Genomic DNA, 25,862 nt, shown 5'->3' with positions numbered 1-25,862 from the left:
GTATTAGGCGTATTTAATCATGATGTTCTCAATCGTATTGGCAACATCTTCTGCTTTATCCGTTACAACTTCAAGGTAGTTCAGTACTGATGAAACTTTAATAATGTTGATCGCATCATTGGTTTCAAATAATTCTACCATTGAATTGGATAGCAGATCGTCCGCAATATTCTCAATAGAGTTCACCTTAATACAAGCTTCTTTCACCTGTTCCATGTTTTTGAACCCTTTAAGGTTTTTCATAGCATTCTGAATTTCAAGACATGCTTTGTGGATCAATAGGGAGAAGTCTGAATAAGCCTTCATCTCAGGTGATTTGTAAAGGAAAATATATTTTGTGGAAGCGTAGATATAATCAGCAATATCATCCAATCCTGTTGCCAATGTGTGGATATCCTCACGGTCAAAAGGAGTAATGAAGTTTTTCCCTAATTCTACGAAAATTTCGTGAGTAAGTTCATCATTCTTGTGTTCGAAGTCACTCATTTTTTTCAACATTGAATCGTCATTAAGATCGAAATCCTTGATTCCTGTGTTGAATTCTTCTGACATTGCAACTAGATTTTCAGTTACTTTTTCGAAAAGTACAAAGAAGATTTTATCTTTTGGTTGAAAAGCGTGGAAAATATTACCAATTCCCATTTTTTAGTATTTATAATTCGTGTGCAAATTTCTTAAAAAAGGATTGTACCTGAAACTATCTAACATTAAGTTTTGTTAACATTCGCTTAACAACTGATTATCAAATAAAAAAACCGGCATTAATGCCGGTTTTGTATGGTTTGGAAAGAGATTAGTTTGCTACTTCAGCTCTCATATCTTTTCCTTTGAATTTCATCGATTGAATATTGCTCAACACATTGTCTTTGAACGATTTTTCAACTTCGAAGAAAGAGAATTTCTCTAAGATTTCAATATCACCGATTTCAGCTCTCTTCTTGCTTTTTCCGCCAGCAGTAGCTTTATTGATAATATCTAAAACGTCAAGTTTCTTCAGGTGGTCTTTTTTACCAAGGTTGAAGAAGAATCTTACCATGTTTTCATCTTTTCTTCTTGGCTTTCCACCACGGTCCCTGTCTCTTCCACGGTCTCTGTCACGACCCCTATCTCTGTCTCTGTCACGTCCGCGATCTCTTCTTGAGTAGTCATCATCTCTGCTGCTTAATTTCTGCTCAACAAGGTCATGCTTGTCTTTGTAGTATAAAGCAAGATCTTTCAGCTGGAACTGCAGAAGCTGGTGTACCAGTTCTTCTTTTGTAAAGTTGCTCAGATCCGGGATTAAACTGTCATCAAATTCGAAAAGATCTTCGTGTTCTGTCAACAATTTTTCGAATACACCTCCTACCTGAGCTTTGATAATATCATCACCTGTAGGAATAAATCTTTCGTGGATTTCAATTTTTGTTGAAGATTTGATCTGTTTCAGTTTTCTGCTTTCTTCAGGCTTAATTAAAGCCATAGAAATACCGTCTTTTCCGGCTCTACCTGTTCTTCCGCTTCTGTGAACGAATACTTCAGGATCATCCGGTAAAGAGAAGTGAATAACGTGAGTCAGAGAGTTTACATCCAATCCTCTTGCTGCCACGTCTGTCGCTACAAGAATATCAATGTTTTTCAATCTGAATTTCTTCATTACCGTATCTCTCTGCGCCTGAGAAAGATCACCATGAAGAGCATCAGCTGCATATCCGTTCTGCATTAAGAAATCAGCAACCTCCTGAGTTTCCATTCTCGTTCTGCAGAAGATAATAGAGTACTGGTTAGGGTTGGCATCAATTAATCTTTTCAATGCTTCTTTTTTCTGACGGTACCCTACCACATAGTATTCGTGAGTAATGTTCTTCTTCACTTCATTGATAGAACCTACAGAAATACGGTGAGGTTTTGTAAGGTAATTTTTGGAAATTCTTTCCACTTCTTTATTCATCGTTGCAGAGAATAAGAAAGTCTGTTTCGTTTCCGGAGTTTCGCTTAGAATGGTTTCCAATTCATCCTTGAATCCCATAGAAAGCATTTCATCAGCTTCGTCTAATACTAACCAATGAATAGCAGAAAAGTCTAACGCTTTTCTGTTGATAAGATCAATTACTCTTCCCGGAGTTCCCACAATAATTTGTGGCTTATCCTTCAAAGATCTCATCTGCTCTACAATACTACTTCCACCATAAACCGCAGTTGTCTTGATGTCTTTCATGTATTTAGAGTAATTCTTTATGTCTTTAGAAATCTGAAGACATAATTCCCGTGTCGGACAAAGCACCAATAATTGGATTTTGCGACTCGTATCGTCAATCATATCCAAAATCGGAAGCGAAAACGCTGCTGTTTTGCCTGTCCCTGTCTGCGCAAGTGCGATCAAATCGCGAATATCTGAAAGAATAAAAGGGATAGTCTGTTTTTGGATTTCTGTTGGGCTTTCGTAACCCAGTTCGCCAATTGCCTTAAGAATATCAGGACTTAAATTGGTTTCCGTAAATAAATTCATTAACTATTTTAAAATTTTTGCAAAGATACAATAAATATTTGATTTGTTTTTGAACAAAGTTTTAAATATACAAACTTAAATTCAGAATCTTTTAATATATTTTTAATTTTTGGAAAATTAAATCTAAAAAAACATGCCGTGGGTTAAAAAGTTGTTAAACATTATTTTTTTTTATTAAATTGGATTGATTTTTTCTGTGTTATTTATGAATTTTCAAAAACAAAGCCATGAAAAGCAAATTTTTCTTTTTGATATTCTCATGCATAGCCATTGAAATATTTGCCCAGACACCCCATTATCCGTCTGCCTGGACATTGGAAAACTGCATTGAATACGCAAAGGCAAATAATATTTCTATCAACTCTCTAAGGCTCTCAAAAAATTCAGCCCAACAGGATCTTCTTCAGGCAAAAGAAGCAAAATATCCCAACTTAAGCGGAGCTATTTCACAAGGGCTTTTTGCCCTCAACGGAAGTGACGGCCTTCATATGACCGGTGCGCAGGCTCAAAGCATAGGAGCCAATTCTTCAATGACCCTTTATCACGCCAACTATATCAAAAACAACGAAACTTCAAAAAATCTCCTGGTACAGATGGCTGACCTTTCGGTACAGGAAGCACAAAACAGCATTACTCTTACCATTGCCCAGGCTTACCTGAATATCCTGATGAACCAGGAAAATATTATTTCTCTTGAAAATGTCCTGAAAACGACACAAACTCAATTAAAACAGGGTGACCAGTTATACAAAGCAGGAAGTCTTTCTAAATTAAATTATCTGCAGATACAGTCACAGGTAGCCCAGGATCAATATAACCTCACCGCAGCCCAAAATAATCTTCGGACCAATACTGTTAATCTAAAACAAATCCTGCAGCTTCCTTCGGATTATGATTTTCAGATTGTAAAACCCGACAGCATTATGGTTGACGACCAGCTGAAGCCTCTGCAGGATGTACAGAACCTCGCACAAGATCAACGTCCTGAAGTAAAATATGGAGAACTGAACGTAGAAAATTCCAATACAAATCTGAAAATGGCCAGAGCCTCCATTCAGCCTACATTGAGTCTGACAGGAAATATTTCCACCAATTACTCTAACGGAAACGGAAATTATTTTAATCAGCTGGGAAACAATTTCTACATGCCTATCGGCTTAAGCCTTGGCATCCCGATTTACAACAACAGAATTTATAAAACACAGATTGAGAAATCAAAAATTGCCATCAAACAGGCCAATCTTGATTTACTGAATACCAAAACAGTTCTTAATCAGCAGATAGAGCAGTCTTATATCAATCTTCAGAATGCACTGTCTCAATATGACTCTGCCTTTAAGCAGATGGATATCAGTAAGCAAAGTTATGATATAGTCAACGCTCAGATGAAAATAGGAAGCATAGATTATGTACAGCTTCAACAGCAGAGACTGCTTTATATACAATCTGTTCAGAATTATCTGCAGGCCAAATACACTGCAGTCCTTAACCAACAGATCTACGATTTTTACGCAGGTAACCCTATAAATCTAAAGTAAGCTATGAACACAAAGAATAAAAAATGGTTGTACTGGGTTGTGGGCGGCATCATTGCAATAGGTGCAGTCTGGTTTTTCTTCATCAGAGAAAAAGAAATAAAGATCCAGCTTGAGACCGTAAAACCTGAAATGGGAAACATATCCAATTCCATTACTGCTACCGGAACAATTCAGCCTGTAGATACTGTTGCAGTAGGTACCCAGGTATCAGGGATCATCAAAAATATTTACGTGGATTTCAATTCTACGGTCAAAAAGGGACAATTACTGGCCACTTTAGATCCCGATCTGCTGCAGTTTCAGTCAGAACAGATCGAAGCTAACCTGCAAAATGCAAAAAGTAATCTTGCTTATAACGAAATCAATATCAACAGGCAGTCGCAGCTCTATAAAGTTGGAGCAATCAGCAAGGCGGACTATGATAATGCCACGAATCAGTACAATGCAGCAAAAGCACAGGTAGGCGCTGTAACCGCACAGCTTTCTACTGCCAATAAAAACCTGTCGCTGACTAATATCTATTCTCCGATCGACGGAACTGTTCTCAACAGAAATGTAAGTGAGGGACAGACCGTAGCTTCAAGCTTCAGCACTCCTACCCTGTTCAGTATTGCCAAGGATCTTACCAAAATGAGGGTACGGGCCTCTGTAGATGAAGCGGATATCGGGAATGTAAAGGTAGGTCAGAAAGCAACATTTACAGTGGATGCTTTTCCGGATGAAACTTTTGACGGTGAAGTTTCCGAAGTACGTCTCCATCCCACCGTTTCGTCAAATGTGGTGAATTATACCACCATCATCAATGCAGATAATTCCAGCTTAAAACTGAAGCCGGGAATGACAGCCAACATTACGATCTACACACAGGTTTTAGACAATGTGATGAAAATTCCAGTGGCTGCAACAAGCTTCAGGCCAGACAGTCTGATCATCCGGAAATACAAAGTAAATTCTCCATTTGCCAACGGTAAAAAACATGAGAAAGGACAATGGAAGAAACAGAATAATAACAAAGGTGGCGAAAAGAAAAATGAAGCCGCCGTCTGGATTATTGCCCAGGACAGCACCATTTCAAGAAAAAAAATAAAAACAGGGATGGATAATGATACCGAAATACAGGTGATATCAGGATTGAATAAAAATGACAATATCATTACCGGCTATAAAGTACTGTCAAAAAAATCCTCCGGCGGACAGACAAAAAGCCCGTTTATGCCTCAGAGAAGAGGTGGTGGAAATAATAACAGAAACAGCGGCGGCGGTGGCGGCGGACCTAGATAATAAAGTTCGGGGATTCCGCTCAAACCCAAACAACCGGCAAACCTAAAACAAAAGTCATGGCAGAAAAAATTCTGGAGATCACAGATCTGAAAAGAGAATTCAGGATGGGTGAAGAAATCGTTCATGCCCTTAAAGGTGTCACATTTACCGTAGAGAAAGGTGAATTTGTGACCATTATGGGAAGCAGTGGTTCCGGAAAATCTACTCTGCTTAATATTATCGGCTGTCTGGATAAGCCATCCGGCGGCGATTATATTCTGGATGGTGTTAATATTAAAAATCTTGACCGTGATGAGCTGGCTGTTCTCAGAAATCAGAAAATCGGTTTTGTCTTTCAGGCTTACAATCTCCTTCCAAGGACAACCGCAAAAGAAAATGTAGAACTGCCTCTTCTCTACAATTCCAAAATATCTACCGAAGAACGTCACAAAAGGGCTATACAGGCTTTAACAGCGGTAAAACTTGAAAGCAGGATTGACCACCTTCCCAATCAGATGTCCGGAGGTCAGCAGCAAAGAGTAGCAATCGCCAGAGCACTGGTTAATGAACCTGTAATGATTCTTGCGGATGAAGCCACCGGAAACCTGGACACCAGAACCTCTTATGAAATTATGGCTTTAATGCAGGATTTGCACAAGCAGGGACGAACCATTGTTTTTGTAACGCACGAACCCGATATTGCCACCTTTAGCAGCAGAACAGTGACCCTCCGTGATGGAAAAGTGATCAAGGATATTAAGAACGACAATATAAAATCTGCCAAAGAGGCTTTGGAAAACCTCCCGGTAAATGATGATTATAAATAATTTCAACCTGAAAATTTGTTGCCATGAACCTTTCAAACCTTTTCAGAATTGCATGGAAAGCCCTTTTACGGAATAAGCTTCGTGCTTTTTTAACCATGCTCGGCATTATTATAGGGGTGGCCTCAGTGATTGCCATGACCGCCATTGGGGAAGGTTCCAAAAAAAGCATCAGCGATCAGCTTTCTTCTATGGGATCCAATATGATCACCATCCGGCCCTCCAGTAATGTGAATGTTTCCGGAGGAGCCAGAATAGGAGCTTCAGGATTACAGACGCTGAGACCTCAGGATGCGGATGCCATTTCAAAAGGAGCTCCAGATGTTTCGTATGTCTCTCCTGCCGTACAGACCAACGGACAGTCTATCAATGGACCTAATAACTGGCCAACACAATTACAGGGAGTGAATGAAGAATATTTTAACATCCGGGACTGGGGTATTTCCGAGGGAAATCTTTTCACCAAGAAAGACGTCACCTCATCCAATAAAGTCTGCCTTTTAGGACAAACCGTTTACAGCAATTTATTTCCCAATGGTGAAGATGCTGTAGGAAGTATCATAAGATTTAACAAAGTTCCTATGAAAGTCATCGGAATCCTCGCTCCAAAAGGTTCTAATGCATTCGGACAGGATCAGGACGATGTGATCATAGCCCCCTTCAATACGGTCCAGAGAAGGTTTTTGGGAATCACCTATGTTCAGACCATTTATGCAGCCTCATCCAATGAAAATACTTCGCAGCAGGCTACAGACCAGGTATCTGAGATCCTGAGAAAACAGCATAAACTGCCTGTTGATGGGAGCAATGATGATTTCAGTGTAAGAACCCAGGCAGAGCTCATTTCTACCATGAGTTCTACCAGCCAGCTTCTGACTGTACTTTTGTCAGCGATTGCAGGGATTTCTCTTGTTGTGGGGGGAATCGGAATTATGAATATTATGTATGTATCAGTAACGGAAAGAACCAAAGAAATCGGGCTGCGAATGTCTATTGGAGCAAGAGGAAAAGATATTCTATACCAATTCCTTATTGAAGCAATATTGATCAGTATTACCGGCGGAATTCTTGGCGTACTTTTAGGGATACTGTCTTCGGAACTCGTTACATTTTTCCTGTCATGGCCCACATTTATTACTGAATCGTCCATTATAATTTCATTTATCGTCTGTGCCGTGACAGGAGTATTTTTCGGGTATTATCCTGCATTGAAAGCTTCAAAACTTGACCCTATTGAGGCTCTAAGATATGAATAGTTTTTGTACATTTGAGTTGTGAGATTCGAGCCTTTGAGATTTCGATTCGAGGTACGAAAATTCGGAATTCGGGGCTTAGAAGATGTTTTGAATCTCACTTAATAACGAAAAACACCTTACACAATATGTCTGCAAGCATTTCTTCCAAAACATTTGATTTTTTAAAAAAGTTAAATAAAAATAACAACCGCGAATGGTTTAACGAGAACAAAAACCTGTACACAGAATCCCAGCAGAATGTAGTTTCGTTTTTAGATGAACTGATTAAAGAAATGTCCGGTTTTGATGAAGATCTTGCTAAGATTGACAGTAAAAAAGCATTGTTCAGAATCTACAGGGATACCCGTTTCTCAAAAGACAAATCACCTTACAAAACCAATTTCGGAGCTTCTCTGGGAATGGGTAAAGGAAATCAGAAAGGAGGCTATTACCTTCATATGGAGCCCGGAAAATCCTTTCTGGCAGGAGGAATTTATATGCCTGAATCCTCTGTTCTGAAAGAGGTACGTAAAGAAATTTCGCTGTATGGAGACGATTTCCTTAAAATCCTCAACAATAAAGATTTCAAAAAACATTTTCCAGAGCTTGACCAGGAAGACAAACTGAAAAAAATCCCACAGGGTTTCGAAAAAGAAGATCCCATGGGTGAATATCTGAAGCTTAAGAATTTTATTGTGATATATTCTCTGAAAGACGAAGAGGTACTGGATAAAAATGCAGTGAAAAATATGACCCAAGTTTTCAAACTGATGAAACCCTTCAATGACTTTCTGAATACTCCTTTTCTTTAGACGGCTTTATTTTTTCATCGCAGATAATTCATTTTTTTACAGATCATTGAGTGCATTCCGGTTGAATTGTTTCTCTGTAAGAATATTTTAAAAAAGATATTCGAAGGATGCAGGTGCCTTTGCGACAAATCAAAAACCTATTAAAATCCAGCAGCTTATAAAAACAAATTTTAAAATTCCATCCTGAAAATCAAGCTATTATAATTAACATTTTTTAAGAAAAGTTTTACATTTTTGCTTATCTTTGCTGTTCGTCAAAAAGCTTACGATGTCTTTATACCAAAAAATCGCAGAGAAACTACAATATATAAGTCCGAATTTCTACAAAAAAAGATATTTTAAAACTTTAAATAATCTTAGTAAAAATAATTTTTCGGAGCGTAATGTAGAACCGGAACTGGTATGGATTAAAGAATATCTTTCTAAAAATGCAGTGATATTAGACATTGGTGCCAATGTGGGAACCTTCCTGTATCAGCTGGAAAACACACTGGATCATGAAAACATTTATGGTTTTGAGCCCAATAAGAAACTTTACCGAAGACTGAAAAGGCTGTTTCCGGCAATGCACATCCTTCCTCTGGCGCTTTCAGATGAAAACAGAATTGCAGAGTTCAAAGTACCTGTTATTAATGGAAAAACGATTGCTTCACGCGGTACTTTAAACACTTCTTATAAAGAAAAAGGGGAAGAGAAAAGCTATACGGAGAGAGTAAAGGTTATCAAGCTGGACGAATGGGCTGCACTGGAACATTTCAACAGACTTGATTTCATCAAAATAGACGTAGAAGGAAACGAAATAAAAACATTGTCCGGGGCGAGAGAAACCATCAGACGATTTCAGCCGACTTTAATGGTCGAAATGGAACAAAGACACCACGACACACCTATCTGGAATGAAATATCCGAAGTAATAAACTGGGGATACGAAGCCAAATACCTGAACAGAGACAGCTTTACGCTGGAAAATCTTACAGAAGATATTATAACACAAAATACAAACGACGAAAAAAATAAAACTCAGTACATCAACAATATTATTTTTATACCTAAAAACATTTAAAACAACTTTATGAGTGTAGTAGCGAGACAAGGCTTCAAATATTCCATTATCGGTTATATTGGTTTTTTGCTGGGCACCGTTTCCGCAATATTCATATTTCCGAATGATTTTGAATTTTATGGAAAACTGCGCTACATTCTTCCTACCGCAGAAATGCTGGTTCCCTTTGTTGTATTGGGTATCTCCTATTCGAATGTAAAGTTTTTTCACACCGTGGAAAGAGATGGCAAAAAGCAGAATATGCTGTCACTATCACTGCTTACTGTTTTTATCAATTTTCTTATTTTCACAGTGGTATTTTTCTTACTTCCTTATTTTTATCCGAAGTTCAGACATTCAGAGGCATGGAAAATCAAAGAAATGATTCTTCCGCTGATCTTAATCCTTTCATTTTGTGCTATTTTTAATAAATACACTTCCAATTATAAGAGAATTGTAGTTTCCAATATTTTCGATAATCTGTTTCCGAAAATAGCCAATCTTGGAGCATTCTGTCTGTTTTTCTTTGCTTTATCCCAGAATATCAATGCGGCAATATCACAAAAAATTGCGTTTGCTTTCTTTTTTGGAATTTTCTTTTTGATGCTTTTGGGTTACATTTATTACACCAATAAGCTTGAAAAGATTCAGCTGGATTTTAATACAGATTATTTTAAGAAGAATAATTTCTGGAAAGAGTTTTTCAATTACAGTTTCTTCGGATTTCTTGGGACTTTCGGAAATTACCTGGCCATCAACAGTTTTATGATCGGGGAATTTATGGGAATGGAAGAAGTAGGTATTTACTCTGTTTTATATGCACTGATCTCATTAATTTCTATTCCACAACTTGGATTATTCAATATTTCTGCACCTATCATTAATAAAACACTGGCAGATGGAGATATGGTGGAACTGGACAGATTCCATAAAAAAACATCTTTAACGCTGTACTTCCTCGGTGCTGTTTTATTCTCATGTATTATGGTGGGATTCCCGTATCTGACGCAATTTATGCCCAAGAACGGAACCATGCTCAGAGAATATGAACCAGTAGTTTGGATCTGGGGCTCTGCGGTATTGATCGATCTTGCCACCGGATTCAATGGAAACATTATTTCACTTTCAAAATATTACAGGTTCAACATCCTGGTCATGCTTTTACTGGCCGGACTTACGATCGGGCTGAACTATTATTTCATTAAAAATACAGACCTGAAACTGATTGGAATTGCTTTATCTACAGCCATTTCCCTTACCATCTACAATGTTGTGAAAATCATTTTCAATTATATTGTATTTAAGGTTTCGCCATTAAGCATTGAAATGATTTTTGTCTCTATCATCTGCACCCTGGCGATCACAGTCGCTATTGTTCTCCCGAACTTTAACAGCAATCTGCTTAATCTTGTTTACAAACCGGCAGTTGTATTACTGCTGATTTATATTGGAAATTACTTCACAAAAATATTTCCTGTTGAAGATTATCTGAATATCACGTTCATTAAAAGTATTTTTAAGATTAAATAAAAAAAATACTACATTAGCAGCAATTATGCACACAAATCAACCGATTGACTGTACATATTTGAAATACCATGCTATGACTGAGAAACTGCAAGAAAACACTGATCACAATAAGCACCCAAAACATGACTTCCAGGTAGAACGTCTGGCCTTTTTCAGCGATGCCATCTTTGCTATTGCCATCACCCTTCTTATCATAGAATTTAAAATCCCCCATGTGACTAAAGAAAGCTCTTTTGACAGTGTGTGGGAGCAGCTCGTGGAACTCAAATACAATCTGCTTGCCCTTCTATTGAGCTTTTTCCTGATTGTAACGTATTGGATGCGTCATCATTTCCTGTTCAAGCATATTCATAATTACAATAAACAAATTGTAATCGCCAATATGGCCATGATGCTGCCCATTATCTTCTTTCCTTTTACTACTGCTTTTTTTGCGGAAAGTGTGGATAATATCCATGTAGTCATCTTAGCATTCAGAATCTTTTTACTGAATCATATTCTTGCCGGTCTTACTATTTACATCCTCTATTGGCTTGCCACTGTAAAACATAAAGACTATTCTTTTGAAATGAGTATAACGGAAAGAAAAAAGTTCACCTCAGATCTGTTATTTACAACGATAACTTTTTCTGTTATATTTTCAGTAACCTTTCTAACGAGCAATATTCAGGCAATTTTATGGGTATTTCTTGCGTGTGGAATCTCAAAAAAAATATTTGACAGATTTTCGAAAAAAGCAGTATCAAAAACAGCATAACTGTCATTGAATAATTTTATTCAAAGTACTTTCCAGATTTTCCAAGACTCCTTTTTTACTGTAGTTTTTCTGAAAATCAAAACTGGTATTTTTAAGTGTTTCCAGCTCTTCAATAACATTTCCTTTTTCAGAAATGATAAAATCGAGTTTCGAAAGATAATCTGCGGGAAAAACGGCTAATTTTCCATATGTTATGGCATCACCCAGGTTTCCTGTCATTTTAGTTTTTCCATACGTTTCTTTGATACTGAAAAATTCTGTATTCTGCTGAATAGGACACCATAGAATATCTGCTTTCTGCATCCATCTTTCAAAATCTTCAGATAAAACCCTTTCAGAAAAATAGGTAATTTCAATGTTTCCAGGCAGTTTTTTGGACAGATATTCCAGTTGTTTTAATTCATGCCCGCTTGCTTTTCCAAGAAAAACAAACCTGCAAAGTTTATCTGTCTTCAGATTCTGAATAGTTTTGAAAATATAGTCATAATCCCTTCTTTTTTGAGAAACTCCGCCGGGAATAAGTACAATGAGATTTTCATTTTTTGTTTTGTCAAAATCCCTCGTATAAAATAGCGGTAGAAACTGATACTTTTCTGAGATTAAAGCTTCATCCAATACCAAAAGAGATCTGGAAGTGTGGTATACCTTGGTTTTGTAGAATAGCCCTTCTTTCAGCCACAGTTTTAATCTGAAAACAACGTCTCCTTTGAAAATGCTTTCTATCAGATCAAATTTTGATGCTTTGATAAAATTAAGGTTATGGGAAATGACTGCTGTATTATACTTTTTTGTTATCGCTAAAAATGTATTAAAATAACGGTGAACTGTTCCAATAACAACTAGATCATAATCTTTACCTTTTAACTGATCCAGAATCATAGAACTGTCCGATAAAAATACAGGCTCATCACTATGATTAATCTGATCTTTAATTCTTTTCGAAAAATAATAGTCTACTGAAAACTCCTGAGAGTATTTCATAATATCTATGAAAGCCTTGGCAATTTCTGCGTGGGTATCTATTTCTATGTAAGCTATTTTTTTCACGATGGGAGTTACATTCTTAAGTTTCGGCTAAAGCCGATGGATTTTTTATTTTTTTGATTAAACGGGCTAAAGCCCGTTCCTATTGAATTTTCCAATAATGATTCATGAAGCCTTCTACAATTTCTGGATTTATACTTCTTACATCTTCAGCCATTTCTTCTTCAGCATTTTCCAGCGTTGATCATTTACAGCTGTCTGTTCTTCTTTTGTAATTTTCAATTCCAGTTTCTCTGATCTGCAGCCTTCATAAGACTTAACAATGTCGAAGAAAAAACCGACAGACTTGCTTTTCATCGCTTCTTTTGAAGAGGCAATATATGCAAGAAATCTGTTCAGCCCCAGGAAATAAAAATATCTTCCGTAATAATCGGCAGGACGTATTGTGTAATCAGCTCCTTTTACTTTGATCAGCTTTACATGGAGTTCAGGTAAAACAACTTCCTTCCAGCCCAGATTTTCAAGCAATATGGAATCAATATTATCCCAGCCCAGTGTTTCCCTTAATCCTCCGATCTGCATAAAACATTCTTTACGATAAGCTTTCATGGGACCTCTTACATGATGCTTATTGGAATTCCCTTCATATACCCATTTTCCGTCTTTTTCAACGTACAGAAGTCCACCTGCCAAACCATATTCCGGATTATTGGCAAAAGCCGTTTCTATGGTTTCCAGATAATTTTCCGGTAAGATGATATCGGCGTCAAATTTACAGATAATATCAAAATCATCCATAGATTGGGACTGAAGACCTTTTTTAAAAGCATGAACCACTTTTGAGCCCGGCTGATGTTCTGATTTCTGAAGGGTAACGGTTTCAAAGCGTGAATCTGCCTCTATGTATTTCCTGATGACGTCAGGTGTTTTGTCTGTAGAACCATCATTTACCACCACTACCCTAAAATCTTTAATGCTTTGCTGTTGTAAAGAATCAAGAGTAAATGGGAGGTTCTCCTCTTCGTTATGGGCAGGAATTATGATTAAAAACCTCACGGGAATTATAAGTAATTAATGATTAATGATCAATGACAAGAAGCTTTTTAGCATATCACTTATCATTGATCATTCATTGTTTTTAGAATTTATTTGTTATGCGGTTTCAGCATATTTTTCGGATCCAGTATTTCGTCCAGTTTTTCCTGAGAAAGAATTCCTTTTTCAAGAACAAGGTTGTAAACACTCTTTCCGGTTTCCAATGCTTCTTTTGCAATCTGTGTAGACTGTTTGTACCCAATATAAGGGTTAAGTGCCGTTACGATACCAATGCTGTGTTTTACCATATTCAGGCAAACTTCTTTATTGGCTGTAATTCCAACCACACATTTCTCACGAAGGGTATCCAAAGCGTTGCAAAGGAAGTTGATATTTTCCATGATGGCATGAGAAAGTACCGGTTCCATTACATTCAGCTGTAATTGCCCTGCTTCAGCGGCAAAAGTCACAGTAAGATCGTTTCCGAATACTTTAAAGCAGACCTGATTGACCACTTCCGGAATAACTGGGTTTACTTTCCCCGGCATAATGGAAGATCCCGGCTGCATTGGAGGAAGGTTGATTTCAAAAAGACCGGCTCTCGGCCCTGATGAAAGTAATCTTAAATCATTACAGATTTTGGACAGTTTAACAGCCAGACGTTTCGTTGCTGAAGAATAGATCACATACGATCCTGTATCAGGAGTAGCTTCCACTAAATCCGGTGCTGAAACAATGGGAAATCCTGTAATCTGGGCTAAGTTTTTAGCACAAAGAGTAGCATACCCTACCGGAGCATTCAATCCTGTCCCGATAGCTGTTGCGCCCATGTTTACTTCCACAAAAAGACTGGCATTGTTATTCAGTTTGGAAATATCTTCTTCCAACGTGGCTGCATATGCTTCAAATTCCTGCCCCAGTGTCATTGGAACAGCATCCTGAAGTTGTGTACGTCCCATTTTGATCACGTCATGAAACTCCTGTCCTTTGGCCCGGAAAGCCTCTATGATTTTTTCAAGCTTCTCTACCAATCCTATGTTCATCTGCAGCAGTCCCATCTTAATAGCGGTAGGATAAGCATCATTGGTTGACTGGGAAAGGTTGATATGGTCATTCGGTGAACAGAATTCATATTCTCCTTTGCTTTTTCCTAATTTTTCCAACACGATATTGGCAATTACCTCATTGGCATTCATATTGATGGAAGTTCCTGCCCCACCCTGAATCATATCTACCGGAAACTGGTCATGATATTTCCCTTCTACAATTTCGTCACATGCTTCTGCTATCTTGAAATACAGGTTTTCGTCTAAAAGGCCTAATTCATAATTGGTTTTTGCCGCTGCTTTTTTTACAAAAGCCAACCCTTTGATGAACTCCGGATAAGAAGACAAAAGCTGTCCTGAAATTTTAAAATTGTTGATAGCTCTTTGTGTCTGAACCCCATAATAAGCATCTAAAGGCACATTCAGTTCGCCTAACAGATCACTTTCTTTTCTGAAATTTTCCATTACAGATATTTTACTGTTTTTGATGGTTTAAAGATAGCAAAAACGCATCTAACCGATGCGTTTTAGTTTGAATTATTTTACTGGATATTTTTGATTTAAAGCCTGCAGTATCGCCCATGTTTCGGCATCCATGATGCCGTCATAATTCTGAGGACGGAAATGGTACTGGAATGCTTCAATTGTTTTTTTGGTAGCATCATCCCATTTTCCGCTGAGATCCAATCCATATCCGAATTTCTGCAATGCTGTCTGAATCAGGAAAATAAAGCTTGAATCATTATATCTTGCCGTAATATCGGCCTGAGCCTGTTCAAGATAGGTTTGTTTAGCTGCTTCATCATACCACATTCCGACCTGGTATTCGTCATATAGCTTCTTCCACGGAAACATCGGCCCCGGATCCTGTTTTCTGGTAGGAGCAATATCTGCGTGAGCCAATACATTGGTAGGCTGAATCTGATATCGTGTCACAATATCTTTAACCAATGCGGCTACTTTTTTTACCTGATCATCACTGAAAGGAGCAAACGTTCTTTTGCCCGCAGCATCTGTAGTATACCCTGTATTTACAATTTCAATACCGATGGAGGTATCATTAAGGTTTTTGTCATTTCTCCAGGCGCTTACTCCCGCATGATACGCTCGTTTGTTTTCATCCACCAGCTGGTAAATCTCGTTATCTCCTGTATTGTTTACCAGGTAATGCGCGCTTACCGACTGCTGGGTAAGAACTGTAATCGATTTGTCGTCCGGAAGGGCTGTATAGTGTAATATTAAGTAACGCTGTCTGAAATTTTGGGCTACTGCCGGAAAATAAGTCTTTACTACTTTATATCCGATCGGTTTTGCAGAGACAATAGAGCCATAACTTGCCGTATTATCATTTTTGGTTGGGTCTGCTATATTGGTAGTAAAAAAGTCAACTCCATGATCAGATACCACTTTTGGTTTAGGAGGAACCGGAGGTGTCGTCTGAACTGTTGGTTTCGCTTGTGTTACCGGGCTTTTCGGCTTGTATGTATTTTTTTTCACATTTTGCTGTGAAGTACATGAAAAAACAAATGTGCTTAATCCGATGATATATAATGTTTTACGCATCAGTTTGGTTTTTGGATGATTTATTACCTCAAAAATACACAAAATTTTCTTGAATTTTATTTGGTAAATAAAGAAATCTGTTCTATATTTGCACTCGCAATAACGGAACAACGATCATTAAAAAATAAACAAAAAGGAGGGTTGCCGGAGTGGTTAACGGAGCAGTTTGCTAAACTGTCGACGCGAAAGTGTCGCAAGGGTTCGAATCCCTTACCCTCCGCTCTTCTATATATTCGGGGCGTAGCGTAGTCCGGTCATCGCGCCTGGTTTGGGACCAGGAGGTCGCAGGTTCGAATCCTGCCGCCCCGACTTTTTAATGTGCTTATTGACTAAGCGGGAATCAACTTTTAAGGGTGCGTAGCTCAGCTGGATAGAGCATCTGCCTTCTAAGCAGACGGTCAAAGGTTCGAATCCTTTCGCGCTCACAAAAAACCTCACAATTTTTATTGTGAGGTTTTTTGTTTATTTTAATTCTCATGTATTTTTGCTATATACTTTATTCTAAAACTTTAGATAAATTCTACGTCGGACATTCCTCGGAATCTTTACAAGAAAGATTAAGAAAACATTTATCGGATCATAAAGGTTTTACATCAAAAACAAAAGACTGGAAAGTGGTCTATTTTGAAACTTTAGTTTCCAAGTCTTCAGCATATAAAAGGGAAAGAGAAATTAAAGCATGGAAAAGCAAATCAAGAATTCAGAAACTCGTACATACAACAAAGATAGAGCATCCCGATTTGTAATCGGGACGGTCAAAGGTTCGAATCCTTTCGCGCTCACAAAAAACCTCACAATTTTTATTGTGAGGTTTTTTGTTTATTTTAGTTCTCATGTATTTTTGCTATATATTTTTACATTTCTGGGCTGGTCTCAAAAATGGAATCATCTTCCTTTTATGAATATACAATAACTGTTAGTTTGAATGTACAATAATTATTAGATTTGGATACTGAAATGGGTATATAATCCACAGAAAGAAAATAAGAACGAAAAGATTGTGAAATGACTGACGTATTTAAAAATTATCTATCCACAACAGGAGGACTATCAGCTGAGGAAATCAACTTTTCCGTGCAGTTCTTCAAACCAACCCACTTAAAAAAAGGTGATTTTTTTATTCGTGAGGATGAACCCTGTCGCCATATTGGATTTATTGCCAGCGGCGCTGTAAAAGCATATGGTCTTGACAAAGAAGGAAAGGAAAATATAACCTGCTTCAAGTTTGAAAATGAATTTGCCACCTCATTTCCAGAGTTTGTTGCCCAGGAAAAATCCAAAAGGAATATCAGAACTATAGAAAATAGCGTAATCTATAGAATCAGTCACCCGGACTATCTGCATCTGCTTGATCAGGTAACCGGCTGGAACAGAGTTATAAAATCTGTGATGGAACAGGAGTACAACCAAAAGGAACGTTATCTGCTGAATTACAACAACAGATCATCCGTAGATAAATATCTTCATATCCTGTCTAACGAACCGATACTCGTCAAGCGCATAACCACACAAGATCTGGCATCGTATCTGGGCATCACCCAGCGATCGCTTACACGCGCGAAAGGACAAATCCATAAACCCAACTTATAGGACAAATGTCCTTATGCAACTCTGATCAGTGAGGTAGATTTGCACAAAAAAAATTATGTTACGTCAAATTGCTCCCGAAGTCTTTCAGATTCCACTGATGCCACGAAACAGTATCAACTGTTATATTATCGAAGGTGTATTGGTAGACTCCGGAATTCGGAGCTCATATACCACGATAAAGAAAGCTATCGGAAAAGCTCCTGTTTACCAACACATACTGACCCATGCGCATGCCGACCATCAGGGCTGCAGCGATCAGATCTGTGCTGAATTCTCTATCCCATTACTCTGCCATCCCAACGAAGTTTTCAGGACCGAAACGGGGATGGTAACCAACGACTATCCAACTCCCCAACATTGGATTGCAAAACTTCAGCAAAAATACTGGGCAGGACAGGGACATAAAGTCGATCAGACAATCGTTGAAAATGATAGTATAGGAAACTTTCGGGTAATAGAGACGCCCGGACATTCAGCAGGTCATATTTCTTTATTCCGCGAGCGGGATGGTGTACTGATAATCGGGGATGCCGCTACCAATATGAACCTGCTCACAACAACAACCGGCCTGCACCTTCCGCCCAACATATTCACCTCGGATCAGCAACGCAATATCCAATCACTCCAGAAGCTGGCAAAGCTGAATCCTTCCATCATCTGCTTCGGTCACGGACCGGTTTTGAGAAATAAAGATCGGAAATTTGAGAAATTTGCAGCTCAATGCAGCGCGGCTATTTAAGATAGACGCGCACTTTGACCCTACTTTACATATTGAATTCCTAAAATCATTAATTTGTAGTCAATGTTGATTAATATTCAGTAATATATTGTCCTATCCATTGATCAAAAGGAGCTTTATATTTTTCCTGAGCCGTTTTAATCAGATCATCAGGTTCTTCGATCGGGTTTAAGTGAAACGTCTCCTTCAGCCACTTTATGTATTCCATCCGGTCTTCGCTTTCGTCATCTTCATCATCTTTATAGAAATAAGCTGTATCAAAATCTACAGAAATTTCTGTATCATAGCTGAGAAGATGCAGCAATTGTAAGAGGTTTTCAGCCACGACATGAACACCTCCTTCGTCCCCAAAAACAACAACTGGCATCAGTTCCAATGGCTTGCCAGTTCCATCATTCCAGATTGCATAAAAGGAGCCAGAACCATTTGCCTGAGCAAAAGGGAAAAGTTTATCGAGAAAACTTTCATCCGTACTCCAGCTTTTCAATCCGTTTTTCTTATCTATTAAAATCCCAAACCCCTGGGAATAGTTTTCAAAGGAGGAAATAGTGTTCTGAAAATAAATTAATTTTTCCAACTCAGCGGGAATTTCTTTAAGATTTAAGTTTTCTTTGAATTCTGTGATGTTTATCATTGTTTATATTTTTATTAAACCTAACTTTTTCCCATCGTCATTCTATAGTTCTTGGGGGTCCAGCCGGTCTGCGATCTGAAAAAATATGAAAAGTGAGAGAAATTATTAAATCCAAGCTCAAAGGCTATTTCTTTAATTGATTTATCTGAACTGTGTAATAATTTTTTGGCTTCCAATAATACCCTTTGTCTTATAAACTCCAATGGAGATATTTTATATTGCTTTCTACAAAGAACGCCGAGATAATTGGGCGTAATACATAGCTCTTCAGCGTAAAAGGCCACCCCTTTTTGTGTTTTATAATAGGTTTCGACAAGCTCATGGAAACGGAAAACAGGATTATTGTGATCATTCAATGCAGACTTTCCATACACCTGCTCTATCCAAAGGTTAATCATCAGTGCCAAGAGTCTCACTCTTGCATTAATAAGTTCCGGGAATACAATTTCTGAATGTATTTCTTTGCGGATGGCATCAAATTCCATACTGAATTTTTCATAAGCTTCTCCGTTTGACGGAATCATTTCGTAGGTACTGTGAGGTGAGAAAGTATGTTTTAAAGTAGGAGAAAATGTTTCAAGAATAGAATCATTAATGATCAGTCTTCTGCCACTCGCCTGTAAAGGCAGATTCCATATATATTTCCTTTTGGGAAGATGAACAAATAACTGCCGGGAATTTAAGGCATATGTTCCAATATCCGTCGTACAGTTACCTTCCTTACATTCGTCCAAAATAATGATTGTGAAAGAATTATCAGGAAAACGGTTGAGCTCGGAAGAACTTATTTCATCCTGATAAATTACATCGATATCTTTTTTAGTCTGACTTTCCAATATTTTTGAATTACCCTGTCCCTGCATTTTATATTTTACTATCGCATAAAGTTAGTTAAATTCAATATGAATAGAGATCAATATCCGGAATTGTGAAATAAATATTGTCTATTATCTGCCAATAGAGAATTTCCCATTTCGAAGAGAAACATTCAGTATATTTGTAATAAGACTTATTCTATTTAAATGTTGACAGATAAATTTGGAAGGAGCATAAACTATCTCCGGCTTGCTATTGTAGACCGGTGTAACCTCCGGTGTACCTATTGTATGCCGGAAAACGGTCTTCCCTGGATTAAGCAAAATGAACTGATGACTGATGAGGAAATGCTCAGAATCTGTTCGGTATTTACAGAAATGGGCGTTGATAAAATCAGGATAACAGGAGGAGAACCTTTCGTCCGAAAAAACAGTATTGAGCTTATCCAAAATATATCACAATTAGCCGGGCTTACTGACCTTAGCATAACCACTAATGGCCTACTTACCGAACAATACATTCCACAACTTAAAAAATGCGGAATACAATCTGTCAATCTAAGTCTTGATACGCTGGACAGAGATCGTTTTTTCAAAATTACCCGGAGAAATAGTTTGGATAAAGTCATGAAAACTTTAAATGGTTTATTACAGAATAACATAAAAGTAAAAATCAATACCGTGGTGATGGAAGGGGAAAATACTGAGGATATTATTCCTTTAGTAATGCTTACAAAAAATCTTCCGATAGATGTCCGTTTTATTGAGGAAATGCCTTTTAACGGAAGTGAAACTGATATTTCCCTGAAGTGGAATTTCACACAAATTTATAACCATATAAAAGAATATTTCCCTGAAATACAGAAGACAGAGGATCCTAAAAGTTCAACGTCATATAATTATAAAATTCCTGGATTTACAGGAAGTATAGGAATCATTGCAGCATATACCCGTTCATTTTGTGGAGACTGCAACAGGATAAGAATCACTCCTTCCGGTATTCTAAGAACCTGTTTGTATGAAGGATCCGGTATCAACCTGAAAGATGAAATCCGTATGGGAAAAACAGATGAAGCGCTGAAAAATATCATTATCGACAGTATACACCAAAAACCGAAAGACGGCTGGGAAGCTCAGAAACAGAGTTTAAACCCATCACAAATACATCAGTCAATGGCAACAATAGGAGGTTAATTATGGAAATGATCAGTGTACAGCAGGCAGAAGAAATCATCTTTTCTCAGGTCAGAGATTTCGGAACAGAAGAAATTTTCTATGAAAATGCCTCAGGAAGGATTTTAGCAGAACATATTCTGGCAGATCGTGATTTACCCCCTTTTGAGAGACCTACGGTAGATGGAGTTGCGATCAGTTTTAAATCCTACGAAAAAGGAATGCGTGACTTTACCATCAAAACCGTACAGGCAGCGGGAGAGGCTCCGCTTTCTATTGATGATGAAAACGAATGCATAGAAATTATGACCGGAGCGGCATTGCATTCTTCAATGGATACTGTTATCCGCTATGAAGATATTTTGATCAACAACAATGTAGCAAGCATCCAAATTGATGTTAAAAAAGGACAGAATATTCATCTTAAAGGAAGGGATAAAAAAGCCGGAGAAATATTGGTAAAAGCCAATCAGGCCATCACTCCGTCTATTCTCGGAATTGCCGCATCAGTGGGGAAAACATTTCTGACTGTGAAAAAACTTCCCAGGGTAGCCATTATTTCCACCGGGGATGAAATGGTTCCGCCTGAAAATACTCCTACTCCATTTCAGCTGAGGCGTTCCAACGGAATTACCATACAGTCTGTTCTGGAAAAATACAGGATCAGTGCTGACCGGCTGCATTGGAATGATGATTTTGAACTCATAAAAAAGGAATTGTCCCAATGTATCGACAATTATGATATTCTACTGATGAGCGGCGGGGTTTCTATGGGAAAATTCGATTACCTGCCCAAAGCCTGTGAAGAGCTGGGAATAGAAAAGCTCTTTCATAAAATAAAGCAAAGACCGGGAAAGCCGTTCTGGTTTGGAAAAAGCCAAAACGGAAAATTGGTTTTTGCATTCCCCGGAAACCCGGTTTCCGTATTCATGTGCCTGCACCGGTATTTTATTCCCTGGCTGGAAAAATCTCTGGAAATCCCGGAAAATCCACAGTATGCCGTTTTACAAAATGATATTGATTTTCCTTTTTCATTACAATATTTTGCCCAGGTAAAACTCAGTGTGAATCCAGCAGGACAATTAATTGCAGAATCAGTCGATACCAATGGTTCCGGAGATTTTTCCCATCTTGCGGAAACCAATGCATTCATAGAACTTCCTCCGGAAAAAACTGTGTTTAAGAAAGGGAAAGTCTATAAAATATGGAAATATAATTTTTAATGTATTCATGACAAATTTTTCACATCTTAATAAAAAAGAACAGCCAGGTATGGTGAATGTAGGCAGTAAAAAGGTTACCCACCGGAAAGCAACTGCCAAAGCCACTGTGACACTTCCTGAACATATTCTGGAAGCGCTTCAAAAAGATGACTTTAAAACTAAAAAAGGCTCTGTTTTCCAAACCGCCATCATTGCGGGGATAATGGCAGCAAAAAAAACAGGAGACCTGATTCCTCTCTGTCATCCTATCGGTATGGATAACTGTGAAATAGATATTGAAATCAACGCTCAAAATGAAATTGAAATCTATTGTACTGCTGAGATTGAAGCTAAAACGGGCATCGAAATGGAAGCATTGACAGGGGCATCAGTTGCTGCACTTACCATATATGATATGTGCAAAGCAATGAGTCATGACATCGTAATCAAAGAAATACAGCTCATCGAAAAATCCGGAGGAAAAAATGATTTCAAAAGAGACTGATGTTCCGAAATTAAACGGGCTGGTACTGGCGGGAGGGAAAAGCCAGCGCATGGGAAATCCTAAAGATAAAATTAACTGGCATGGCAAAGAGCAGCGGTATTATGCGGCTGATCTTTTAGCTCCGTTTTGTAACGAGGTTTTTATTTCCTGCAGACAGGATCAGCTGGAAAATTTTGATCCAAATTACAATGTCCTTACTGATACTTTTCTGAATATGGGACCTTTCGGCGGCATACTTTCAGCATTGCGATCCCAGAGAGATAAAGCATGGCTGGTCGTTGCCTGTGATTTACCTCTATTGGATGAAAAATCGTTAGAATTTTTAATTGAAAACCGAAATATAGAAAAAACAGCCACCACTTACGAAAGTCCTTTTGATGGTTTACCAGAACCATTAATTACGATTTGGGAGCCCAAAAGCTACCCTTTACTCCTTAATTTTTTAGGATCAGGAATTACATGTCCAAGGAAAGTGCTGATCAATAGTGATACCTTAATCCTGAAACCAGGCAACCCGGATTCTTTAATGAATGTGAATACTCCCGAAGATAGGGAAAAAGCCCAGGAAATTTTAAGAAAACAGATGTAATTGAAAACAGAAACAGATGAGTAACCCGCTTGAACGTTATCATTGCCAGATGGCTTTACCAGGATTTGGGGTTTCCTCCCAGGAACTCCTCAACAATGCTAAAGTCCTGATCATAGGCATGGGAGGGCTTGGCTGTCCTTCGGCACAGTATCTTGCTTCTTCAGGGATAGGAACGATTGGTCTTGCTGATAATGATATCATTTCTGAAAGCAACCTTCACCGCCAGATATTATATGCTCCGGAAGATATCGGAAAATCAAAAGTTGATGTTGCTGCTAAAAAGTTACAGCAGCAAAATCCAGCAGTAAAAATCATTCCGTTCAATTTCCGGGTAACCTCTGACAATGTAATGGATCTGATTTCTGAATTTGATTTAATTATCGAAGGAACAGATAATTTTGAAACAAAATGTCTGCTGAATGACGCTTGTGTATTAACAGAAAAACCTTTGGTATATGGTGCCATTTATCAATATGAAGGACAGGTAAGCATCTGGAATGTCATACAGAAAGACGGTACTGCTTCTCCCAATTACCGTGATGTTTTCCCGAATGCGGAAGAATCACAGGTTCCCAACTGCAGAGAAGGGGGTGTACTGCCTACACTGGCGGGAATTGTCGGATGCATGCAGGCTAATGAAGCCATAAAATATTTTATAAACCCTGAAGATTCACTGGCAGGAAAACTCTGGATGATGAATGTGCTGGACGGTAAAACACAGATCATTAAATTAAGAAAAACTTCTGTGCAGATTACAGGATTACCTCAGACTGTTGAAACGATTACGTTTGAGCAGCTGATGCAGGAAAAAGATCTTTTTGAAATCATAGATGTCCGTACATCCAAAGAGCATGAAGAATTCAATATCGGAGGAATCAATATAGCTGTAGATGAGCTACAGAACCATTCAGATTATATTTCGGATTGTTCGAAATCTATTGTAATGTATTGCTTATCCGGAAAACGCAGTGCTGAAGCGGTGAGAAAAATCAAGAGCATCTTTCCTGAGAAGAACGTGTATTCTTTAAAAGGCGGCATTCAAAGAACAGAATTATAAACAACAATCACTTTTTTTAAACACTAATCAATAATATTCTGAGCCTTTTTCGGAGAAACAGCAATATGCTCCCCCACCATTTCATGAATGGTTTCATCAATCATCACACACATGCTGTTCAGAGCCAGATCATTCGCATCTGTTCCAAACGGTTCCTCAATTTCATCAGCTATTGCTTCAAACGCAACAAATGTATACGCTACAAATACCACAATAAGTGGTGTAAACCATCCGAGCGAATCTACGAGTCCAAAAGGTAGCAGAAAGCAATAAATATATACCGTACGGTGCAGTAAAACTCTGTAACTGTACGGAATGGGAGTTGAAATAATTCTTTCACACCCTCCAAGAATATCAGAAAGCTTATCCAAATTTTCATCAAAACGGGCCTGCTGGATGGAATCCAGGGAACCTTCATCTTTTGACTTCTGCACCCATTCTGCAAGCAGGCGCATCATAACAGCGGGCTTATATTTTGATGCAGTAACTAGTTTCAGCTGATCGTCATTAAGCCTGGATCTTAGATCTTTATAGGCATCCGTTCCTCTCAGCTGATGTTTCAGTGCATAAACAAAGGCGCCAAGCAGCTGCACAAAATTATGAACTGAAGCCTGACCATCTTTTGTATTTTTCAGCGTGATGGCCTGGCGGGTAAGAGCTCTGGAAGTATTCAGCAGAGCTCCCCATAGTTTTCGGCCTTCCCAAAACCTATCGTAGCTGGCATTGTTCCTGAAGCCCAAAAATAAAGCTAGTACAAACCCAAACAGTGTAAGGGGTGCCGGATTTAACGGAACTTTAAAAGAAAGAATGATTCCATGAAAATAGGTTACCAGTAAAGAAAGAATTAAAAGCAATCCCAAACGGGGAAGCAAGGCGGGTAAAACAGAACCATGCCACACAAAAAGCATTCTGAACCAGTGTTCCTTTTTTCTTATGATCATTTTTTTGTAATTATTTTTTTACGGATCCGATGAACAGCTCTGTAACCTGGTAGCTACTGCGGGCAGGTTTCTTTTCTCCCTCAGCAATGATCCGTAAAGGACCTTTTTCCGGCAATAAAGGTTTTCCGTCTGCAGTATCAGCAACAATAACGTTTTTATCCTGGATAGAAGCATCAAGCTCTGCCAGTGAGAATAAGACCTGATAACCGTCAGAACATTTTATCAGAACATATTTCGAAAAATTTTCTGCTCCATGAAGCGCTTTTCCGGATGGAACTCCTGCTTTGTCCAAAATTTCCATGATTGGAACTCCTGTAAAAATATGTGAATGGCCTTCTTTATCCTTAAGAACCGCTTCTTTTCGGGACATTTTTGAAAGGTCAGATAAGCTTAGCTCCATAGGGTGGGCCACTTCACCGGAAACCTTTAATTTGAAACCTGTCTGCGCTGATGCCAGCCCACAAAAAGAAAATATAGCCACAAAAAACAGGTGCTTCATGATTAAG

Annotated in this window: 26 protein-coding genes and 3 tRNA genes; 19 read left to right on the top strand and 10 right to left on the bottom strand. The window is 38.2% G+C overall.

The window, feature by feature from the left end; all coding sequences use genetic code 11:
• Window positions 1-3: 3 nt before the first annotated feature.
• Window positions 4-642: a DUF47 domain-containing protein gene (locus tag AC3FI7_RS21855; RefSeq protein WP_002981301.1), complete on the bottom strand. Its 639-nt coding sequence runs from the start codon at window positions 640-642 to the stop codon at window positions 4-6.
• Window positions 643-793: 151 nt separating this feature from the next.
• The gene (locus tag AC3FI7_RS21850; RefSeq protein ID WP_142724701.1) at window positions 794-2,485 is read right to left on the bottom strand and encodes a DEAD/DEAH box helicase; all 1,692 of its coding nucleotides are present in this window, start codon (window positions 2,483-2,485) and stop codon (window positions 794-796) included.
• Window positions 2,486-2,712: 227 nt separating this feature from the next.
• Between AC3FI7_RS21850 and AC3FI7_RS21845 the strand changes: the two genes are divergently transcribed.
• From AC3FI7_RS21845 to AC3FI7_RS21810, 8 genes are all read left to right on the top strand, one after another.
• On the top strand, window positions 2,713-4,023 hold the full coding sequence (locus AC3FI7_RS21845) for a TolC family protein (protein ID WP_491460897.1): 1,311 nt from the start codon (window positions 2,713-2,715) through the stop codon (window positions 4,021-4,023).
• 3 nt (window positions 4,024-4,026) lie between these two features.
• Window positions 4,027-5,304, top strand: a complete 1,278-nt coding sequence (locus AC3FI7_RS21840) for an efflux RND transporter periplasmic adaptor subunit (protein ID WP_491460896.1) — start codon at window positions 4,027-4,029, stop codon at window positions 5,302-5,304.
• Between the two features lie 56 nt (window positions 5,305-5,360).
• Window positions 5,361-6,110 carry an ABC transporter ATP-binding protein gene (locus tag AC3FI7_RS21835; RefSeq protein WP_142724704.1) on the top strand — a complete coding sequence of 250 codons (750 nt, stop codon included), beginning with the start codon at window positions 5,361-5,363 and terminating at the stop codon, window positions 6,108-6,110.
• A 23-nt stretch (window positions 6,111-6,133) separates the two neighbouring features.
• Complete coding sequence (locus AC3FI7_RS21830; RefSeq protein ID WP_343661560.1) at window positions 6,134-7,363, top strand: ABC transporter permease; 1,230 nt, start codon at window positions 6,134-6,136, stop codon at window positions 7,361-7,363.
• A 125-nt stretch (window positions 7,364-7,488) separates the two neighbouring features.
• Window positions 7,489-8,154: a DUF2461 domain-containing protein gene (locus AC3FI7_RS21825; protein WP_142724706.1), complete on the top strand. Its 666-nt coding sequence runs from the start codon at window positions 7,489-7,491 to the stop codon at window positions 8,152-8,154.
• Between the two features lie 268 nt (window positions 8,155-8,422).
• Window positions 8,423-9,217, top strand: coding sequence for an FkbM family methyltransferase (locus AC3FI7_RS21820; protein ID WP_491460895.1), 795 nt, complete (start codon window positions 8,423-8,425; stop codon window positions 9,215-9,217).
• A gap of 9 nt (window positions 9,218-9,226) precedes the next feature.
• Window positions 9,227-10,726 (top strand): lipopolysaccharide biosynthesis protein, encoded by a 1,500-nt coding sequence (locus AC3FI7_RS21815; RefSeq protein WP_491460894.1) that lies wholly within the window; start codon window positions 9,227-9,229, stop codon window positions 10,724-10,726.
• A 73-nt stretch (window positions 10,727-10,799) separates the two neighbouring features.
• Window positions 10,800-11,483: a TMEM175 family protein gene (locus AC3FI7_RS21810; protein WP_172617082.1), complete on the top strand. Its 684-nt coding sequence runs from the start codon at window positions 10,800-10,802 to the stop codon at window positions 11,481-11,483.
• A gap of 3 nt (window positions 11,484-11,486) precedes the next feature.
• On the opposite strand, the gene AC3FI7_RS21805 is transcribed toward AC3FI7_RS21810, so the two are convergent.
• The 4 genes from AC3FI7_RS21805 to AC3FI7_RS21790 form a co-directional block, all read right to left on the bottom strand.
• The gene (locus tag AC3FI7_RS21805; protein ID WP_491460893.1) at window positions 11,487-12,530 is read right to left on the bottom strand and encodes a hypothetical protein; all 1,044 of its coding nucleotides are present in this window, start codon (window positions 12,528-12,530) and stop codon (window positions 11,487-11,489) included.
• Between the two features lie 138 nt (window positions 12,531-12,668).
• The gene (locus AC3FI7_RS21800; protein WP_491460892.1) at window positions 12,669-13,523 is read right to left on the bottom strand and encodes a glycosyltransferase family 2 protein; all 855 of its coding nucleotides are present in this window, start codon (window positions 13,521-13,523) and stop codon (window positions 12,669-12,671) included.
• 89 nt (window positions 13,524-13,612) lie between these two features.
• Window positions 13,613-15,013 (bottom strand): aspartate ammonia-lyase, encoded by a 1,401-nt coding sequence (gene aspA / locus AC3FI7_RS21795; protein WP_291904076.1) that lies wholly within the window; start codon window positions 15,011-15,013, stop codon window positions 13,613-13,615.
• Between the two features lie 72 nt (window positions 15,014-15,085).
• Window positions 15,086-16,111: an N-acetylmuramoyl-L-alanine amidase gene (locus AC3FI7_RS21790; protein WP_343661555.1), complete on the bottom strand. Its 1,026-nt coding sequence runs from the start codon at window positions 16,109-16,111 to the stop codon at window positions 15,086-15,088.
• Window positions 16,112-16,246: 135 nt separating this feature from the next.
• Here AC3FI7_RS21790 and AC3FI7_RS21785 point away from each other — a divergent pair.
• The 6 genes from AC3FI7_RS21785 (at window position 16,247) to AC3FI7_RS21760 (ending at window position 18,440) form a co-directional block, all read left to right on the top strand.
• A tRNA-Ser gene (locus AC3FI7_RS21785) sits at window positions 16,247-16,331 on the top strand.
• 14 nt (window positions 16,332-16,345) lie between these two features.
• Window positions 16,346-16,420, top strand: a tRNA-Pro gene (locus AC3FI7_RS21780).
• A 42-nt stretch (window positions 16,421-16,462) separates the two neighbouring features.
• A tRNA-Arg gene (locus AC3FI7_RS21775) sits at window positions 16,463-16,536 on the top strand.
• A 51-nt stretch (window positions 16,537-16,587) separates the two neighbouring features.
• A complete protein-coding gene (locus tag AC3FI7_RS21770) occupies window positions 16,588-16,857 on the top strand; it encodes a GIY-YIG nuclease family protein (RefSeq protein ID WP_142724715.1) in 270 nt (89 codons plus the stop codon).
• A 259-nt stretch (window positions 16,858-17,116) separates the two neighbouring features.
• A complete protein-coding gene (locus AC3FI7_RS21765) occupies window positions 17,117-17,701 on the top strand; it encodes a Crp/Fnr family transcriptional regulator (protein WP_142724716.1) in 585 nt (194 codons plus the stop codon).
• A gap of 55 nt (window positions 17,702-17,756) precedes the next feature.
• On the top strand, window positions 17,757-18,440 hold the full coding sequence (locus tag AC3FI7_RS21760) for an MBL fold metallo-hydrolase (RefSeq protein ID WP_142724717.1): 684 nt from the start codon (window positions 17,757-17,759) through the stop codon (window positions 18,438-18,440).
• 70 nt (window positions 18,441-18,510) lie between these two features.
• On the opposite strand, the gene AC3FI7_RS21755 is transcribed toward AC3FI7_RS21760, so the two are convergent.
• Window positions 18,511-19,074, bottom strand: a complete 564-nt coding sequence (locus AC3FI7_RS21755; protein ID WP_491460891.1) for a hypothetical protein — start codon at window positions 19,072-19,074, stop codon at window positions 18,511-18,513.
• Between the two features lie 20 nt (window positions 19,075-19,094).
• Window positions 19,095-19,937, bottom strand: a complete 843-nt coding sequence (locus AC3FI7_RS21750) for a helix-turn-helix domain-containing protein (protein ID WP_142724719.1) — start codon at window positions 19,935-19,937, stop codon at window positions 19,095-19,097.
• Between the two features lie 159 nt (window positions 19,938-20,096).
• On the opposite strand from AC3FI7_RS21750, the gene moaA reads away from it, so the two are divergent.
• The 5 genes from moaA to AC3FI7_RS21725 are packed head-to-tail and all read left to right on the top strand — an operon-like array spanning window position 20,097 to window position 24,415.
• On the top strand, window positions 20,097-21,083 hold the full coding sequence (moaA, locus tag AC3FI7_RS21745) for a GTP 3',8-cyclase MoaA (RefSeq protein WP_142724720.1): 987 nt from the start codon (window positions 20,097-20,099) through the stop codon (window positions 21,081-21,083).
• A gap of 2 nt (window positions 21,084-21,085) precedes the next feature.
• Entirely contained in the window at window positions 21,086-22,285 is a 1,200-nt protein-coding gene (locus tag AC3FI7_RS21740) for a molybdopterin molybdotransferase MoeA (RefSeq protein WP_491460890.1), read from the top strand.
• Between the two features lie 7 nt (window positions 22,286-22,292).
• On the top strand, window positions 22,293-22,769 hold the full coding sequence (gene moaC, locus AC3FI7_RS21735; protein ID WP_142724722.1) for a cyclic pyranopterin monophosphate synthase MoaC: 477 nt from the start codon (window positions 22,293-22,295) through the stop codon (window positions 22,767-22,769).
• A complete protein-coding gene (locus AC3FI7_RS21730) occupies window positions 22,750-23,358 on the top strand; it encodes an NTP transferase domain-containing protein (RefSeq protein WP_142724723.1) in 609 nt (202 codons plus the stop codon). The genes moaC and AC3FI7_RS21730 overlap by 20 nt, the downstream gene beginning before the upstream one ends.
• 16 nt (window positions 23,359-23,374) lie before the next feature.
• The gene (locus tag AC3FI7_RS21725) at window positions 23,375-24,415 is read left to right on the top strand and encodes a ThiF family adenylyltransferase (RefSeq protein ID WP_491460889.1); all 1,041 of its coding nucleotides are present in this window, start codon (window positions 23,375-23,377) and stop codon (window positions 24,413-24,415) included.
• 23 nt (window positions 24,416-24,438) lie between these two features.
• On the opposite strand, the gene AC3FI7_RS21720 is transcribed toward AC3FI7_RS21725, so the two are convergent.
• Window positions 24,439-25,356, bottom strand: coding sequence for a bestrophin family protein (locus tag AC3FI7_RS21720; protein WP_491460888.1), 918 nt, complete (start codon window positions 25,354-25,356; stop codon window positions 24,439-24,441).
• A gap of 10 nt (window positions 25,357-25,366) precedes the next feature.
• Window positions 25,367-25,855, bottom strand: a complete 489-nt coding sequence (locus tag AC3FI7_RS21715; RefSeq protein WP_343661543.1) for a molybdopterin-dependent oxidoreductase — start codon at window positions 25,853-25,855, stop codon at window positions 25,367-25,369.
• Between the last annotated feature and the right edge of the window lie 7 nt (window positions 25,856-25,862).

The sequence above is a fragment of the Chryseobacterium sp. TQ-BC-N36 genome, assembly GCF_058382295.1.
The sequence above is the reverse complement of the archived record's forward strand: the minus strand, read 5'-3'. Positions and strand labels throughout refer to the sequence as shown.